General features: G+C 63.8%; 16 protein-coding genes. 7 read left to right on the plus strand and 9 right to left on the minus strand.

Translation table 11 applies throughout. The annotated features are described in order from the left end of the window. Positions 1-110 precede the first annotated feature (110 nt). Both CJ179_RS36460 and rmuC read left to right on the plus strand, forming a co-directional pair. Positions 111-401: a hypothetical protein gene (locus tag CJ179_RS36460; protein WP_143548972.1), complete on the plus strand. Its 291-nt coding sequence runs from the start codon at positions 111-113 to the stop codon at positions 399-401. 734 nt (positions 402-1,135) lie between these two features. Beyond that, a complete protein-coding gene (rmuC, locus tag CJ179_RS36465; protein WP_095864658.1) occupies positions 1,136-2,092 on the plus strand; it encodes a DNA recombination protein RmuC in 957 nt (318 codons plus the stop codon). A 106-nt stretch (positions 2,093-2,198) separates the two neighbouring features. Here the strand turns inward: rmuC and CJ179_RS36470 are convergent, their stop codons facing one another. From CJ179_RS36470 to CJ179_RS36475, 3 genes are all read right to left on the minus strand, one after another. Then, positions 2,199-2,702: a hypothetical protein gene (locus CJ179_RS36470; protein ID WP_095864659.1), complete on the minus strand. Its 504-nt coding sequence runs from the start codon at positions 2,700-2,702 to the stop codon at positions 2,199-2,201. A 224-nt stretch (positions 2,703-2,926) separates the two neighbouring features. Next, complete coding sequence (locus CJ179_RS51650) at positions 2,927-3,121, minus strand: hypothetical protein (RefSeq protein ID WP_179377737.1); 195 nt, start codon at positions 3,119-3,121, stop codon at positions 2,927-2,929. Between the two features lie 193 nt (positions 3,122-3,314). Further along, the gene (locus CJ179_RS36475) at positions 3,315-3,719 is read right to left on the minus strand and encodes a hypothetical protein (RefSeq protein WP_095864660.1); all 405 of its coding nucleotides are present in this window, start codon (positions 3,717-3,719) and stop codon (positions 3,315-3,317) included. Between the two features lie 285 nt (positions 3,720-4,004). Between CJ179_RS36475 and CJ179_RS36480 the strand changes: the two genes are divergently transcribed. From CJ179_RS36480 to CJ179_RS36495, 3 genes are all read left to right on the plus strand, one after another. Then, positions 4,005-4,655, plus strand: a complete 651-nt coding sequence (locus CJ179_RS36480) for an Ltp family lipoprotein (RefSeq protein WP_095864661.1) — start codon at positions 4,005-4,007, stop codon at positions 4,653-4,655. Between the two features lie 419 nt (positions 4,656-5,074). After that, positions 5,075-5,575 carry a hypothetical protein gene (locus CJ179_RS36485; RefSeq protein WP_095864662.1) on the plus strand — a complete coding sequence of 167 codons (501 nt, stop codon included), beginning with the start codon at positions 5,075-5,077 and terminating at the stop codon, positions 5,573-5,575. A 692-nt stretch (positions 5,576-6,267) separates the two neighbouring features. Then, a complete protein-coding gene (locus CJ179_RS36495; RefSeq protein WP_179377780.1) occupies positions 6,268-6,774 on the plus strand; it encodes a DUF4333 domain-containing protein in 507 nt (168 codons plus the stop codon). 178 nt (positions 6,775-6,952) lie between these two features. Here CJ179_RS36495 and CJ179_RS36500 read toward each other — a convergent pair whose 3' ends face one another. Next, the gene (locus tag CJ179_RS36500) at positions 6,953-7,918 is read right to left on the minus strand and encodes a GIY-YIG nuclease family protein (RefSeq protein WP_095864665.1); all 966 of its coding nucleotides are present in this window, start codon (positions 7,916-7,918) and stop codon (positions 6,953-6,955) included. Positions 7,919-8,250: 332 nt separating this feature from the next. Here CJ179_RS36500 and CJ179_RS50885 point away from each other — a divergent pair, with 332 nt between their 5' ends. Further along, positions 8,251-8,874 (plus strand): hypothetical protein, encoded by a 624-nt coding sequence (locus tag CJ179_RS50885; RefSeq protein ID WP_143548973.1) that lies wholly within the window; start codon positions 8,251-8,253, stop codon positions 8,872-8,874. Between the two features lie 1,024 nt (positions 8,875-9,898). Here CJ179_RS50885 and CJ179_RS50895 read toward each other — a convergent pair. After that, positions 9,899-10,399: a hypothetical protein gene (locus CJ179_RS50895; RefSeq protein WP_143548974.1), complete on the minus strand. Its 501-nt coding sequence runs from the start codon at positions 10,397-10,399 to the stop codon at positions 9,899-9,901. Between the two features lie 385 nt (positions 10,400-10,784). On the opposite strand from CJ179_RS50895, the gene CJ179_RS53250 reads away from it, so the two are divergent. Continuing rightward, positions 10,785-11,099, plus strand: coding sequence for a hypothetical protein (locus CJ179_RS53250; protein WP_257015983.1), 315 nt, complete (start codon positions 10,785-10,787; stop codon positions 11,097-11,099). Between the two features lie 52 nt (positions 11,100-11,151). Here the strand turns inward: CJ179_RS53250 and CJ179_RS36525 are convergent, their stop codons facing one another. From CJ179_RS36525 to CJ179_RS36540, 4 genes are all read right to left on the minus strand, one after another. Further along, the gene (locus tag CJ179_RS36525) at positions 11,152-11,760 is read right to left on the minus strand and encodes a GIY-YIG nuclease family protein (RefSeq protein ID WP_095864669.1); all 609 of its coding nucleotides are present in this window, start codon (positions 11,758-11,760) and stop codon (positions 11,152-11,154) included. Positions 11,761-12,067: 307 nt separating this feature from the next. Then, a complete protein-coding gene (locus CJ179_RS36530; RefSeq protein ID WP_143548975.1) occupies positions 12,068-13,531 on the minus strand; it encodes a hypothetical protein in 1,464 nt (487 codons plus the stop codon). 33 nt (positions 13,532-13,564) lie between these two features. After that, positions 13,565-14,161, minus strand: coding sequence for a hypothetical protein (locus CJ179_RS36535; RefSeq protein ID WP_143548976.1), 597 nt, complete (start codon positions 14,159-14,161; stop codon positions 13,565-13,567). A 17-nt stretch (positions 14,162-14,178) separates the two neighbouring features. Further along, entirely contained in the window at positions 14,179-15,810 is a 1,632-nt protein-coding gene (locus CJ179_RS36540) for a DUF4407 domain-containing protein (protein WP_095864672.1), read from the minus strand. Between the last annotated feature and the right edge of the window lie 7 nt (positions 15,811-15,817).

Raw genomic sequence — 15,817 nt, forward strand, 5'->3', positions numbered from 1 at the left:
GAACCTGCAGCAGCACCCCAGCCCCGGCCGACACGCCCCAGGGTGGGGAATTACGTGACGGCCGGGTGGGGAATTACGTGACGGACAAACCCCTCAACCTGGGGAATTACATGACCGCTGACACGGTGGATGTCGATCCGTACAGTGCGGAGCAGAGCGACCTGCTCGGGGGAATTCCGGTTGCGCCGAACGAGGACTTGCTGGCAACCGTGCAGTGGACGCCCACCGCTACCGGGACGCACACCATTTATGCGTATGGCTGCGCCAGCGGGGTGGGCTGGCCGGACAGTCGGCCGCCGACTGCGACGCTGACTGTTGATGTGACGGAAGCGCCCCCAAGCACAGGCAGTGCTGATGGCATCCCGGTCATCGGGGAGATCTTGAGCAAGCTGTTCGGCTGACCAGGCATCTGTGGATGGCCCTCTCGCCCGCGGCCAGGGGTGAGAGGGCCCTTCTCAGTGGACACGGCCCAATTCCCATTGAGTAACGCCTGCCGAACGGTCCAAGTGGGTCCTGATCGGCTACTCAGGGCTTTCGCGCCGGCGGAATCGGTCGCCGGGGTTGCCGCCGGATGTATGAGATCGAGGTGACCGCCGTTCGCTGATCTCGCACCGAGGAACCTGATCGGGCGAGCGAGACCAACGCATAACGATCATCCAGCCGGACGGATCGGTGAGATTCGAATCGTTGGCCACTGGCCGAACTACTTAGCTGTCCCCACGTATCCGGTCGGCCGCGGGGCTCTCCACCTGAAGCCACCCTGCGACAGGAATCGACACGAAGTGGTCCCGAAAACCCATCGCAGACGTGCTCTACAGCTCGAATCTGGTTTCTACTACGTCGGCACTTTCGCCCCGAATAAAGGAGCAGCTATGCCCACACACTTACTACACGACGATGACTGGGACCAGCCTCCGGCGGGCTGCGCTGCAAGTGGGATCAGTCGAGCGGATATGACCGCTGCCTTCGAGACCCCAGACATCACCACAGGCCAGGGCACCCACAGTTCGCACCGACGGACTGGTCGGCACGAACGAGCCAGGGGCCCCGTAAGCGCCGAATCCGGCGAAATCGGAACGGCGCCGAACCGCTACACCCCGATTGGGCTCGATCAGCGCACCGATCGGAGATCCGCATGACCGCGTATACGGCGGCCGCGCTGACTGCCGCTGTTCTCTTCGCCGTCGCACTCATCGTCGTCGTCCGGCAGGGCGCGGCTCGCTCGGCTGACTTCCGGTCCAGCGAACGGGAGCTGCACCGCTACCGGGAAACGTTCGCCAGTTCCCACGGCCGGGGCGCGCTGGGAGAAGCGGTCCTCGTCCGAACCTGCACATCGTTGGGACTGCGCGAAAATGTGCACTTCACCACCCAAACGGAAATCAGCGGCAGCTCACATGCCCGACCCGACCTCGTCCTGCTCCTCGACGGTGGGCGGCGCCTCGCGGTTGATTCGAAATGCGTGATCGACCAATACTGGGCAGCCGCGGATGCGGTTGCTGCCGACAACGAAGCCGAACACGAGAAGGCGCTCACCGCGTTGGTCACGACGATCCGTGGCCATGCAAAAGCCGTCGCCAGCAGGAGGTACGACCGATCAGGGGCCGACCTCGGCGGGGTAGTGTTGTTCGTCCCCGACGACGGCGTTGCCATTTCCGCATGCAACCGGGACCCCGAACTGCTCCACGATCTGCTGTCCCACGGGGTCTACCTCGCCGGACCCACCGGGTTCGCGGTGATCGCAGCGGGGGCGCACTTGGCCGCAACCGGGCGAGCGCTGGATGCAGATCTCGTGACCATGCAGACCACCCTCGGCAGCGCCCTACACGCTGCCACGACCACCGTCACCTCGTTCGACCGGGCCAACAAGCAGTTTCGAGATGCCTTCAACAACTTCGTGAGTAGTCATCGGCATCTCACCGAATGCGTCTCCGCGCTGGACGATCTCCGCGGTCTGTCTGCCAGAACCACCGCTGTAGCCACACCTAAGACAATCGAACCGATCCCCGATCTCGTCCAGGTAAATGCCTCCCCCGGCAAGGGTGCAGCCGTCCTCGATGACCAGGTAAACCCTCCACAGGGCGCGCCCGCATAGTCCGCCGCCCGTGGGCGTGGCGTTGGTAGTCGAGGGTCGCGGCGGCGCGGCTGGTCAGGGTGATCGCAGCCGGAGTCGCGCCCACGCGCCGGGTTTCTTGCTGGGGTCAGCAGTCGTCGTTTGCGGCGGCGTAGATGGCGCGCTCGATTTCGGTGCGGTCGGCCTTCGGGATTTCCTCCCATGTCGGTTCATTCGGATCGGCGGCTGCTACGTCGAGGTCACCGGATGCTTCGAGGTCGTGGCGAAGTTCCTCGCCGCCGGTGCGTGCGAGTTCGAGCAGTCCGTCGGCGGCCTCCTTCGCGTCGAAGGGTTCGCCGGCCATGTCGGCCAGTTCACGGAACGCGTCAAAGTACTCCAGCGCGTCGTGACACGTCTGAAGGTAGAGCGCAGCCCCGTGCAGATCCTCCTCTCTGGTGGCCTCGGCGACCGCGCTGGTCGTGGGTGGGGCGGTGATCCGCTTGACGGTCGAGTCGGGTTCGGCCGTCGAACTGGTTGCTGATGCCGACGAGGCGTTGCTTGCCGCGGTGGCTGAGTCGTCGCTGCAGGCGGCGAGGATCAACGTGACCGAGCTGATCCATGTGACGAGGGAAAGGGTGTGGCGATGTCGCATGTCGGTATCTGGCCTATCTGACGTCGTGGCTGGAGTTTCTCTTGCACGGAGCTCCGGGAACGGTCGGGAGTTGCGACGCCACAGGCAGATGCCAGACGTGGCGAAAATAGAGGGTAGTGGTCGACGCTGCCGGTGATCGCCCCACTCGGAACCGAGTGGCAAGGAGGCGTTTCGGACGCACCGTCAGGTCCTGCGCTTCATGTCGAACGGCGCGGGTGTTCGACTCAGCGAAAGGAAACGAGAACTACGACGGCAGTCAGCACGTCAGCACCCAGGATCAGTGCGGCGACGGCGAGGCCGGAACCGGTTTCGTGTTCGTGCCCGCCTGTCTCGACGTAACGGATCGCGCCAAGACAAGCGCGGGGATGAGTAGCCCTGTCAGGGCGCAGAACAGTCCGACGATCGTCGAATGCCGCCACGGCCAGTTCCTCTCATGTCATGGGTCGGTGCGGGCGGGTCGAGCCAGGGAGCGGTCGTCGAGGCAGAAGTGCCCGTCCTGTGCCGCGACGTGGAGCTGTGTGCACGTTGGACGGTAATCTATTTCATCAAGTGAGAGTGACTCGGAATCAGCGTCATTCGGGTGAATGACAGAGTCTCCCGCCGGGCGGGACGTTACTTCTCGATCGGTTCCACGGCCGGGTAGGGCGGCTCGCCGGGGTTGGTAGCAGCCGGGAGTTGGGGGCTCGGGGTGTTGGTGGGGCGTATCACGGCGACACCGAGTAGCCCGATGGCGCCAACGATGGCCAGGGGCCATCCGAGTGCCTGGCGGAAGGTGCGTGTTGACTTGCAGTCGTCGACGAAGTGCTCGTCCGTGTCGCGGCCGGTCATCGAGTTGTACATGCGGATCGAGTAGTCGGCGTCCTCGGCGAGTTCGTAGTCCTCGACCAGTGCGTTTCCGCACTGGATCTCGCGATGCAGCCTGTCGTTGTAGCCGAGGTTGACGCCCCAAACCAGGGTGAGAAGTCCGGCGATCAGCAGGGCAGTACTGACAGTGCCGATGAATTGCCTGGGGGACACGCGGAACCTCTCGACACACTGACGCAACCGTTGAGCGAGCTAATTGATATCACAACCAACTTCCCACGACGGTTCCGGCCCGGTGCTCACACCGACGCGGTGATGTTCTGTTGTGACGCTGTCATTTGCGTGAATGACGATGGCGGGATAGCGGTTCTGCGGGTCCGGGAACCGGGAGGCGCGTGAGCATCATTCTTCGTCGACAGCTAAGTTCAAGCAATCCTGAGAGAAATCTGAGAAGGTCGTGATCGAATCACGACTTCAGCTACGTCCGAAAGAGGAACAATGACCGCGCCCCACGATCCGAGCTCCTTTCCGCCGCCGCCCGGCGGTCAGCCAGAAACCCCCGCAACGAAGCGGAAGAAGTGGCCGTGGATCGCCGGCGCCATCGTTCTCATTTTCATCCTCGCAGCAGCTTTCGGCGGAGGAGACAAGGAGAAGGACACCACGGCGACCGCGTCTGCACCCAGCAGCCAGGCCACCACTGCCCGCGTCACCGCAGCACAAACGCCCGCCATCTCCGCTGCACCCGCACCGAGCAGCCTCCCCTCGCGGACCGCCGCAGCACCTGCACCTGCGGTCGTACCCGTCACGGCCAAGCCGCAGAGCAGCTCGCCTCCGGTCGCACCGGCCCCGGTCAAGCCACAGATCAGCTCCAGTCAGCGCAACGCCGTCCGGTCCGCCCAGCAGTACATCGACATGAGTCCCTTCTCCCGCAGCGGACTGATCGACCAGCTCGAGTACGAAGGCTTCTCCACCGCGGATGCGACGTACGCGGTGGACAGTGTGACCGTGAACTGGAACGAGCAGGCTGCGCTGAGTGCCAAGCAGTACCTCGAGATGACGCCGTTCTCCAAGTCGGGACTGATTGAGCAACTGGAGTACGAAGGCTTCACGAGCGCGCAGGCCGAGTACGGAGCCAACGCCGCGTACTGATAGTCCGCACAGCATGTCTCGGGTTCCTCCTCGTCGCGCACAGGTGCATCGCCATCGCTGTCGGCGTCGCGGACAAGCCACGGTGGAGGCTCCTCGCGGGATGAGCGACTTTTTCACGGCTGAGGATGCCCCGGATCGTCGGACCTCGGGGGCATCGCCGTACCGGCAGTGGGGCAGGACCGGCAGTGAACAGGCGGCAGCGGCAAAATCCGGCGTGGCACGACATGGCCGCCCGGCGGAGGCCGCTCGGTTCGAGCAGTGGGCAAGGTCGGATGGGCCCGCCGAAGCTGCCCGTCCTCGGTGTGTCGTTCCTCTGAATGACACACGCACTAGCGGCTTCTCGCAGATCGGGTGCGTCGGATGGTTCTGCTACTTTTCCTGAGCACTCGCGCATCACGTTGTACACAGGGAGTCTCTTGATGGGTATCAGTCTCAGCGGCGGCATCGGCCCGCTCCGCGCATCCATACCGCTCACAGGCGGGCGTCGGAGGTCGCGCCCCGGTCTGACCGAGCAACTCCTCAGACTCGCGCTGATGTTGCTCGTCCTCCCGATCATCGCGATCTACTTCGCCGTCAAGCACGGATATCCGCGGGCGAAGAGGTTCTACACACACCCGGACCCCCAGGTACGCCGTCAGCGTCGTTTCGGCACCGCGATCGTTCTCACCGTACTGTTCGCGATTTCGGCAGTGTCGTCTCTTGCGCAGACGCACTTCGGGGACGCAGTGTTCGCCGCCGTCATGTGCGTGGGTCTCGGATACTGGGGGTACCGAGAGTCGGACCGTCGGCGCAGTGAGCGCTCGGGTGGCGTCGACTCGCACAACCATGGCCCGGGCAACCCGCCCGCGCCCTACAACCTGCCTCCGGCAGGGGAACCGGAGCCGTACCAGTTCATCGATACCCGCGCTCATCGCAGATAACGCGTCGCGGTCCTCGCGCCGAGCCGACAGCAGGGCAGGCGAGGTCGCTTGGCCTGCATTCAAGCGACGCCGTCGTGGGGTCGAGCGGACCTTGTCGGGACGCCTCTCGAGTCCCAGCATCTGATGTCTCGGACCGATAGCGCACCGCTGGCACCTCGGGCGTGACAGTCGGATTGACCGTTATTGAGTATGAGGCCCCAGCCGCTGTTCATACGGTCGGCGGTTGGGGGACAGCACAAGATCCGAGCGGATTTCGCTGCGCCTGCACTCACCGGAAGCACCTGGTTTCCGGGCCGCGTCCTGGCGCACCCAGTACCAACTTCTCAAGGCACTCGATGCCGGGTGGGCGAAGGCGTGGCTGAGTGCGACCCGAACCGCGTTGACGGCGGCCGGCGCCGACCGGACTTCGGCATGCTGCCACCCGGCTCGTAGAGGGCCGGGAGCGCCTGGAGTGGGTGTCGGCGAGCGGATGGTGGGAATTTTCGGGATGCCGCAGTGCCGACACCGCTCATTGGCAGTGAAAACGTATGCGGATTGACGAGATAGCTGATGGCATCGCCGTTGGGTGTCGCGATTTGGTGGAACGAGCGCACGGCCACGCGTCTTCCGAGGCGGCGACCTCACCCCTGGCTCCTCACCCCTGTGGCGGGGGAGTCTGCGCGCGCCTGTATCGGCTGCATAAGATTCCTGCCGTGAAGAGAGTCGGCAGTGTGTTCATGATCGTCGTGGCAATGTCGGCGGTCGGATGTGCATCACGGGTGACTCCGACACCCTCACCGGTTCCCATGGAGTCGGCACAGTTCGTCAACCAACTCGTTCCCGCTCGTCATGAAGGCTGCAATATGTTCGGGCGCGCGCTTCTCGGTTACCTCATCAGCGGGAACAATAACGGAGACCCGTTCTTGGACCAGGAATATGCCGATGACGTCGGCTTGCCGGGACCGCAAGCGCGCGCACTGGTCGACGCAGAAATCGAAGCCTGCGACGAACGCTTCGACGACATCGCTCCAGGTGTGACGAAGGTACTCACGCAGTCCTACGGAGCGGCGAGCGTCAGCAAGGTGAGCTGCCCTGAGGACCGGGTCCCTCATGAAGGCGTCACACTCGTATGCGCGGTCGACATCCAAGGCACGGCGAGAACAGTCTCGGTCACATATACAGATAACGAGGGCACGTACGAAGTGAGTCGACCGAACTGAAGCCCCGACGTCACGCGCTGTCACGAAGGCCGTCCTCGAGTTGGGCACGATGTTCGGCGCGCACAGCAGCGGAATCTGTCGGATGCACGTTCGCCCCCACGCAATGTCGCTCGTTTGGGTGACACTGCGAGAAGAATTATTTGGCCCGACGCTGACTGTCAGTCCCTGTGTGGTCGTGTCATCCGAACGCGTTCTCGTCCGCGTCCGCTGTGGAGAATGCGGTCGTCTCTAGGCCCTGGTTCTGCCAGCTTCCGTAGTTCACGTTGCTGTCGGGGATCCTCCAGTCGGTGCGGCCGTTGACGGCTCGGCCCAAGATGACCGCTCCGGCGGCGCTCGGGCTGCCGAAGACCTGTGCGCGCGTGAAGTGCATCGTGATTCCATCGTCTGACATGGTGATCGTGCCGTCTTGCAGGAGTTTCTCGCGCAGCCGCCGGTATCCCTCATGCTGTGTGGCGGTCCATTGGGTTCGGGTCTGGGAGCCCGCTAATACCGTGAACTCCCCGTCGATCTCTTGTGCCTTCGCGAGGAGCCCTTCCTTTTTCAGGTGCAACTCGAATACCGGCGACATCTGACGCTGGGAGTCCAGGTCGAACAGGCCTGGCGATCCAGCGTCCACTGATGGCGCGGACCGGAAGATATTGATGCCCAGTACCGGCAGAACGATCTTGGCCTGAGCGATGTAATACTCCATGTCCGATACGTCGGCCTCGGGCAACGCCAGCGGTGGGGGTGTGGTGGCGTTTGTCAGCGTCGCCCGACTTGCCTGCAGGGCGAGGGCTATGAAGCGGCTCTCCAGGTAGCGGGCGTGCGCTTTTGTCAGGTTCGCATCTTTGCTGGACAGCACGATCGCACGGTCCCAGAAGTCCTTGCCGCCTTGATCGCCGGGCCGCGCATGGTGATACAGACGTCTGCTTACATCGTCGCCTTCGCCGATGTAGGCGATCAGCCCGCCGACGCTGGCCGGGTCCTCGCCGATCAGGATGTAGATCCCGGTACGACTGGTCTCCGGACGTTTCAGCAGTTCGGCCAGGTCGGAGCGGGGTGCGGCCACAACATGGCCGGTCCAGTTCATGATCTCGGCCGTCAACAAGCCACCGGGTGTTCCGTCGGCCAGGAACAACCGCACCGACTTTCCGGCGCTCACGCAATCTCCTCAGTCACCTCAGAAAGTTTCCACGATCGATCTGAGCGAGCGTCACCGGGTCTGCCCAGGAGTTCCACACGAACCGAGTGTCATTCATCCGAATGACACTCGCGCACCGTGCTTGCCAGCCCTCCGCGGGCAGGCGTGGGCGAGTTGCTCAGGCACGACGGGGCCGGTCGTGGACTGCGACGCACAGCAAACCCAGCGTCAGCGGCGAGGCCGGTTTGCCGATCAGGTCCATAAGGAACCGGCTCGGTCGGAGTGTCCCGATATGATCCCGGGACAGAGGAAGCCGAGCCACCAGCTTGACGTCCGCGATGATGATTCCAGGATTGGGCGGTGCGGTGGTAACACAGGTGAGAAGTTCGGCTTTGGGATCGGTGAACCTTCCGGGCTACATCGTCGCCGGACTCGCGAGCGTCGCGATCATCATCGGCAGCGTTGCACCCTGGGTGTCCTCGTGGTTCATCTCGGTTCCCGGGACCCAGTCGGTCGGGAAGTTCACGTTGGCGTTGGGTGGAATCGCAGCGGTGGCGTTGCTGATCAAGGCCGCCACGCCGAGGCGTTGGCCGTTGGTCGTGGCTGTCGTGATGGGCATCTTGTGCCTGGTTGTTGCTGTTGTCGCCCTGGTCAAAGCATCCAGTCTCATCCCCGCCGACGATCTACGGAACGGCACAGTGTCGATCGGATGGGGACTGTGGATGACCCTCGTCGGTGCCGTTCTGTTGGTGGTGGGAACTCTGGTCGCGGAGATGGTGGCCTCTCCCATCGATTCTCTGGGACAGACTCCACCGGTTCAGGATTCGCGGCTCGTAAACGCCGCGGTCCCCGATGGCTCCGCAGATTGGGCCGACACGGCGAGCTCGGCGCTCCTTATTGTCGCAGTGGTATTCGGAGGCCTCGTTGCTGGCGTTGTCATGCTGGACCTTGTGTTCGGGGTAACACTGCTGCTTTGAGCGGTGGCCGATACAGGAGGCAGCTGACGGACTCGGAATACCCGCCGGCGCGTCCTGACGGTCATCAGGGGAAAGGTCCTGCCCGCGACGGGGGTCGGCGGTACCTGGGTGCTCCGGAAGTCCGCGGTCGAGGGCGCCTGTCACGCCGCGGCGCATGAGCAAACCAGGGACGAGCTGCGGACGATCGCCGACCCTGATGGCATGGCCTGATACCTGCACCCGCCGGCGCCCGTGCCGGAACGAACGCGTCGTGTGTACCGGTCGGTTCCCTCCGACTGCTCAGCGTCCGAAGATGGTCCCGAGTGACCCGGTGTCGGGCGGGGTTGGCGGGTCGGTCGGCGCGGATGTGTTGGAGACGACGGAGACGGTGTCGTATTGGCCGGTGCCGTAGGGGTCGGGTGTGACGGCGACGAGTTGCCCGTTCTCGGTGATGGGAACGGTGGCGGTGTCGATGACGGTGACGGCATTGGTGGGGGTGCTGTGAGCGACGTAGGCGGTGCGTCCGTCGGGTGCGACATCGATGCCGCTAGCCGCTTCCGCAACGGGAATGGTCGCGGTGATCGTGCCGGTAGTTGTGTCGATGATCGATACCTGTCCAGCGGTGAAGCCGCTTGTTGTCGGTGATGTCCACCGCGAGCAGGAGGCTGGTGTGGGATTCTTCTGCTCGCTGTGGCGGTGGCGATATCGACGACGGCGATCGAGTTGCCGGAGCTGTCGCCGGTGTCATTCACGTGAACGATGACGATTGCTCCACCGCCAGCAGCCCGATGCACCGGTGTCACGATGTCGAGTGCGTTGTACCGATTCTGCGGCAGCGCACCCGTGTGTCGGCGTCTCGTTGCAGGACCGAATGCGTGACGAAGACGCCGCCCTCAGGAGCGGCCCGTCGTAGTCCGTCAACAACCGCAGGTAGCAGGACTTGATGGCGCCGAAAAGGCGGCGGTCCTCGGCTTCCTGTTGGTGGTCGCAAAACAGCGGACTGATCAGGCTTCCACCGAGCAGGTATCACTCGGTACCTGTTGGCCTAGAAGGCCACTCCGACGCCGACACCGCCGCCACTGCCAGGGACGAGAAATTGATATACCTGGACGAGAAGCGGAACGGGGGTCTTCTTGCTGAATCCGCCTCCGAGTGAGAACTCACCTTCCATTGCGAAAACGATCCATCGCGCTGAGTAGTGCATCGTTCGTCCACCGGGGCTCTCTATGGTGATGAACTCAGTGTTGGCGTCTACCAATTTCACTGGTTCGAATTTTGCGGGCTTCTCGATGTTGATGCCGATGAGCTGACCCGTGTAACGCGAGATTATCTGATGCAATGATTTTCCGTTCTGTGAATGGGGCGGTGGGTGAGCCAGTACTGACTCACTACGGTGTGGCGGCATCACCGTAGCCAGCTTTCGCGTGGCCGATGGATCGCTGCGGCCGATGAGCGGCGTTTCGAGTTGCTGGTGATCACGAAGGTGATGTCCGTGTCCGGCGCCGATGATTTGCACGGGTGACCGGGCGGCGCGGGAAGTCTGCACAGCCTGTCCTTCCTGTTCATGGCGACACTGTTTGGGTGGAGGACTGGCGTGGTCGACCGCTACGGTCAAAATTGGGAAGCTGCTCTCCTTGCGCTATGTCGGCTCATGTACGTGTTCGTCGGTGTCGCGTACCGAGGATGCGATAGGTAGAACTACTACCAGAAGAAGTCGGTCGAAACGTAATTTCGAGATGAGTCCCCACACCCTGTTTGTACGTGCGCAAGATGCTGCGCCTCAACAGTTCCGAGTCAATAGACCATTCGATTGACACGTGCGTTCGTTGGGGCCCTTGTCCCCTAGCGAACGGGGACAATATGTGGCGGTTCCCAGCTCGCACGAATCAACCCGTCTTGTTGTGCGCGAGATCCTCGACACCGCGGCGAAGGTGCTGAGCGCCCTTCTGGCGGCGGCGAGGCCGGTCGGGGTGTTCGACGAACCGACCCGGTCGGCCCCCCGGTGGCCCGCCTGGGACCTGGACAGTGCCCTGCGTGCGCTACCCGGGTTCGGCAGGATGAAGGCGACGAGGCTGATCGCCGGTACACGCCCGCGCATGTTTCCCGGTTTGGAATTCGGTGATGATGGGTGTTCTCGGCACGACCGACCAGCATCTGAATCCGGCCGGAGGCGCTGTGGGCTGACACGCAGCACTGCACCACCGCCTGCTGAGCCGCCGGCCGTACCGAAGAGATCTCGGCGGTGAGAGACTTCGATGTGAACGCGGGCGAGGTGACTGACCGGGGTGACGCTCGGTGTCAGTCGGAGACGAGCGGGTGCGGGCGGCCAAGCGTCAGGACGGTCGATGGGACGTTCCACAGGTACGGCACGGTGTTGTTGGGGTCGGGGATCGTCTCGTCGACGTAGATGCCGATGATCGCGGACAGTGTGTCGAGGTCACCGTTCCGGTCGAGTTGTTTGACGCGGCGGTCCGTACCCGGCGGACGCGTACCCGGTGCGCCGGCGCGTGTGCGCGCTTCTCGGTCCCACGGAAGGATGATGCTCTGGGCTTCGTCTATGGCCACGGCGATTTCGTCGTCTCCGCCGGGTCGGTCGGCGTGCAGGATGTTCCGAATCACGCATCCGGACTCGATAGTGGCGATCAGCCGCTGCTCGCCTGCGTCGAGATCCTCGCGCACCCAGGGGGTGACGTCGATGGCGACGAGGTCGTCGAAGCGGCGGCGATGTTCGAGGAATCGGCGTGCGATATCGACGGATTGGCCGACATACGCGGCGCCGTCGGCGAAGCGCAGTATGTACAGCCCGCACATTCCGTGGCTTGATGCCAGCAGCGGACGGATGGTCCCGAGTTGCTGCACGTCGTAACGAGTCAGTTCGAACCCTGGGAAGACGATCTCAGCGGTCACGGCCCTTCACGTTACCGGGATGGATTCACGCAGCACCGCGCGCCATCACCAAGATGACCGGCACACAACGCCGAGTTGTCGGCACGCCGCGATGTGCGCCCGCACGGTGTCGGCACGTTCTCGACCATCGCGAAGATCCGCAATGTTCCCTCGCCTCAGTACCGGTCAACGATCCACCGTCAGCGGGGCCAGCAGCGCGCGCCTCCATCCGAGCAACGGCAGCCGCACCACGGTGCCGGGAATTGTCGGCGCGAACGTGGAGGAAAGGACGATGCAGGGAACGTGTTCGGTGCGGGAGGTGGCGCCGTCAGTCGGGCGCGGTGGAACGGTGGGACGCGACAGTTGATGACCGAGGGACGAGGGCTTGTTGCTCAGCGGTGGACATGGCTGCGTCGAGTAGACGGGTGAATCGTTTCTCGTCGAGCATCAGCCCTGAGAACTGTGGAATGAGAAATGTGGAGTCGTTCAGGGTTGGTGGCAGGGGAGGGGGAGCGATGTGGGAGAGCAGGTCGTCAACCCAATGCAGGTCGCGGCCTGGGTCGACGACGTGCGCCAGTTGGTCGATGTCGATGCCGATGATCGCGCGGCTGATCTGCCCGATGGCGGGCACGCCGACCCATTCCACGTGTGGGGGTTCGACGGCGTACACGACGTCACTGACGTACTCGGATGTTCCGTGTGAGTTGGTTGCGGTCAGTACGAACTGGCCGGAACTGGGAAGGGCGACACGCAGTTCGTTCGGTGCGCTGACGCCGATTCGGCGTCGCTCGCCCGTGGGGGTGGTGAGTTCGAGTGCTTGGTGGCCTTCGACGTCCCATTCGACGGTGACGTTCTGTCCGACGAGGGCGTGGGGTGGGGTGACCGTCAGTCGGGTGATCTTCGGTGGCTGGATCAACGCGGTGTAGCGATCGAAGAAGTACCGGTACCACTGGTGGGCGGTGGGCCGGTTGGCGGCGTCTGTGCCGAGGCCGGCGGCGAACATCTGCATGCCTGCGACGTCGACCTTCCCATGCAGTGCTTGCAGCTGCGGGTCCACTCGGAGGGCTGAACCCAGAATGTTGTACAGCAACCGCGCGAGCTTGAACCGGTCGGTGTTGAGGTTCTGGGTGAAGTGCGGTCCCGATGTTTTCGCCTCGGGGGGCCGCATGCCGGGGGAGGTGGCTTGACGGACCGCGGGTGACTGTCCTTCGATCCTGACGGGGTCGATGTCGATCAGCAGGATCGGGGTGGCCCGTGATTCGCTGTAGAGGATGTTGGTCAGACTGAGGTCTCCGTAGACGATGTTGCGGTGATGGAGGAAGTGGAAGACGCGTGCCACCCACGCGCAGTACCACAGGCGCTGCACCAGGTTGTTCTCGTCGATGACGACGGAGGCTCCGTTGCGGCGGGAGTGGTCGGGGTGGGCGAGCCAGTCGATCGAACGCATCACGGTCGTCTTGGCGTTGACTTGCGCAATCGAGGTCTCGACGAACTCGGAGGGGACCAGGCGCATCAGGTAGCCGACGACGGTTCCGTTTGCTGATGTGACGGTGTCGAGGGGCCAGGTCGTCAGTTCGTCGAGCAGTCGGCGGTCGGTCGGGTCGAGTTGGCGCCGGTACCGGACGAGGACTGCGAGATTCGCGAGTTCGTCGGCGTGGGCGTTCTTGAACTCTTTGAAGGCGCAGACAGGTTCGGGCACCAGGCCGTGAGGTGTGTCGACTTCGTGGACGGTCCCGAACCCACCGGAGCCGAGCTCGCGGTGGATCTTCAGTGCTGCGTGATCGATCGGCATCTGTGTGTCCACCGTTCCGTTGACGTCGGCGAGCTACTGGGCTGCATATCCGAGACCGCTGAGCAGAGATCCCATACCGTCCGAAACCCAGCTGTGGGCGTCGCCGGTGTCGGCGAGCACGACATCCTGGAGGAAGCGCACACACACGTCCCTCAGACGGTTGGGGCTGGCACTTGGGTCCGACACGGTTCGGTTGGCGGTCCAGGCGGTGTGGGCGGCGAGGTAGTGGTTGTCGGCTCCGTCGCCGATGATCCACAGCAGCATCGGCCAGGTTCCGCCGTCTGCGGGTGGAGTGGGGATCGAATCGGCCTGGGCGACAACGATGCGGAGTCCGTCGGAGGATGCCGAATCCGCTGGTTGTCCAGCCGCGGGTGCGCCGTGGGCGCCGTTGAGGTGCTGTCGGTGCAGGGTTTCCCAACTGTTGCGTGTGCTGTCGAACGATGCAGAGCGGTCCGCTGTGATCACGAGACGGAACACGTCGGCGAGGAACGGCTGGGTGCGAATGTGGTTGGACAGCGCCTGCAGGGCTGGTCCGAGTAGGTCGGTCGCACCGTCTTGGTCCGAGTGCTCGAGGATCAGCTCGACCGATCTCGGTTGGTCCACTTCGATGTTGAACACGGGCATTGACATGTCGCTCTTCTCTCGGATCAGACGTCCGTGGGGTCCGGCAAACCGTAGGTTGTCGACGTGCGGGGGCCACTGGCGTAGCCGGCACCCGGGCGAGGACCTGTCCCCGTGGCGGTCGGTCCGTTCCCCGGCGTCGTTGCGGGTCCGGGGGCTCCGGCGTGTCGCCTGGTGGGTGCCGATCCGGGTGAACCGCCATGGCTGTTTCCGTATGGTGCACCAGGACCGTGACCTGGTGCCGCGATGCCGGACACCGATGCTCCGGCGCTTCCGATCAGGACCGGTGGGGTGGCCGTGGTGGCCAAACTCGCGGCCCACGAATCGAGTTGGTCCTCCGCGGCGATCTTGGCATGTTCTCGCCACCGCGCCAATGCCGCCTCGATGACCTCGGTCTGGTGTTCGACGACCGCGTCGTTGATCTTCAAGATGGTGTGCTGTTGTTTGTCGATGCGGTCCTTTTCGGCCGCCATCTCCGCATCGTCCCTGAGTTCGTGGCGCTTCTTCATTGCGCCGATATCGGCGGTCGCCGCCGCAGCCTCGGCGCTTTCGAGTTCATCGAGAACTACGTCGTACTTCGTGGGCGTTCCGAAACCGGCCAGGACCTTGAAGATGACCGGCAGAAGTTCCAGCGCCATAAACATCGCCAAGACCATGTATCGGGCCACCGCCACGGTCGCATCACCGCCGACGAGGTCGCTGAGTGCCTTCATCCGCGCGATGATGCCGCCGTTGGCCTGTTCGAGTTGATAGCTGGTGTCCTGGGACGAGGCGATCTGCTCACGCAGTTGGGTGACCTTCTGTTCCACGATGGGCAGTTCCTGCTCCGCGTCGTCGATGCGGCGCTGACTCTCGTCGAGAAGGTTGCCCTGCAGGGCTTGTGCGACCCGGTCCTTCTCCTGCCTCTTGCCGTCGATCGCGGTGACCGTCTGCTGCCATCGGGCCATGGACTCGTCGGCAAGACGCTTCTTCTCGACGCAGATGGCCGCGCAGCCGGCGACGCCGGTACCGCCGGTGCCCTCCTCTTCGGCGAGCGCGAGCGCCCGCGCCGTGTCGTACTCGGACTTCTGCTTGTCGCCGGTCTTCTGCAGCGCGTCGATCTCGGCTTGAACCGCTTGCACCTGCGGATGCGCCGCCGGATCGGCAGTCGGCCCGGCGTTGATCAGTGCCCGCAGTTCCCCCGCCTTCTGCTCCGCGGCCGAGAGGTCCGCGGCCGTAGTCGAACTATTGATCTCGGTGCGCAACTCTTCCTGGGCTGTGAGGATGTTGCGATTGAGCTGCGCCTCAATTTCCGACTCGAAGATCTTCAGCATCAGCGGTGTCGAGATCACGGCTCCGAGAATGAGAGCCAAGAGCACCCGCGGAACGGCCAGGGCAACAAGTTTCTTGCCCTGCTTTTCATGCGCCATACCGATGATGAGCATGCGGTCGAGGTTGAGGATCGCCAGACCCCACAACAGGGCGGCGATGATCGTCACCGGCCAACTGCCCGTGACACCGGTGACGTGCAGCGCGTAGCCGGCCGAGATCGCCGCGAAGGCGGCGGTGGTCAACAGGACCGCACCCATCGCGGCTTGCCGCGGTACCTGGCCGGGCAACTTCTCGAGGACATCGAGACGGGCGCCGGTGAGACGAGCGAGAAAGAGGGAGGGCGTCATCTGCTTC

It is taken from the genome of Rhodococcus sp. ACS1, from assembly GCF_002300155.1.
GTDB lineage: Bacteria > Actinomycetota > Actinomycetes > Mycobacteriales > Mycobacteriaceae > Rhodococcus_F > Rhodococcus_F koreensis.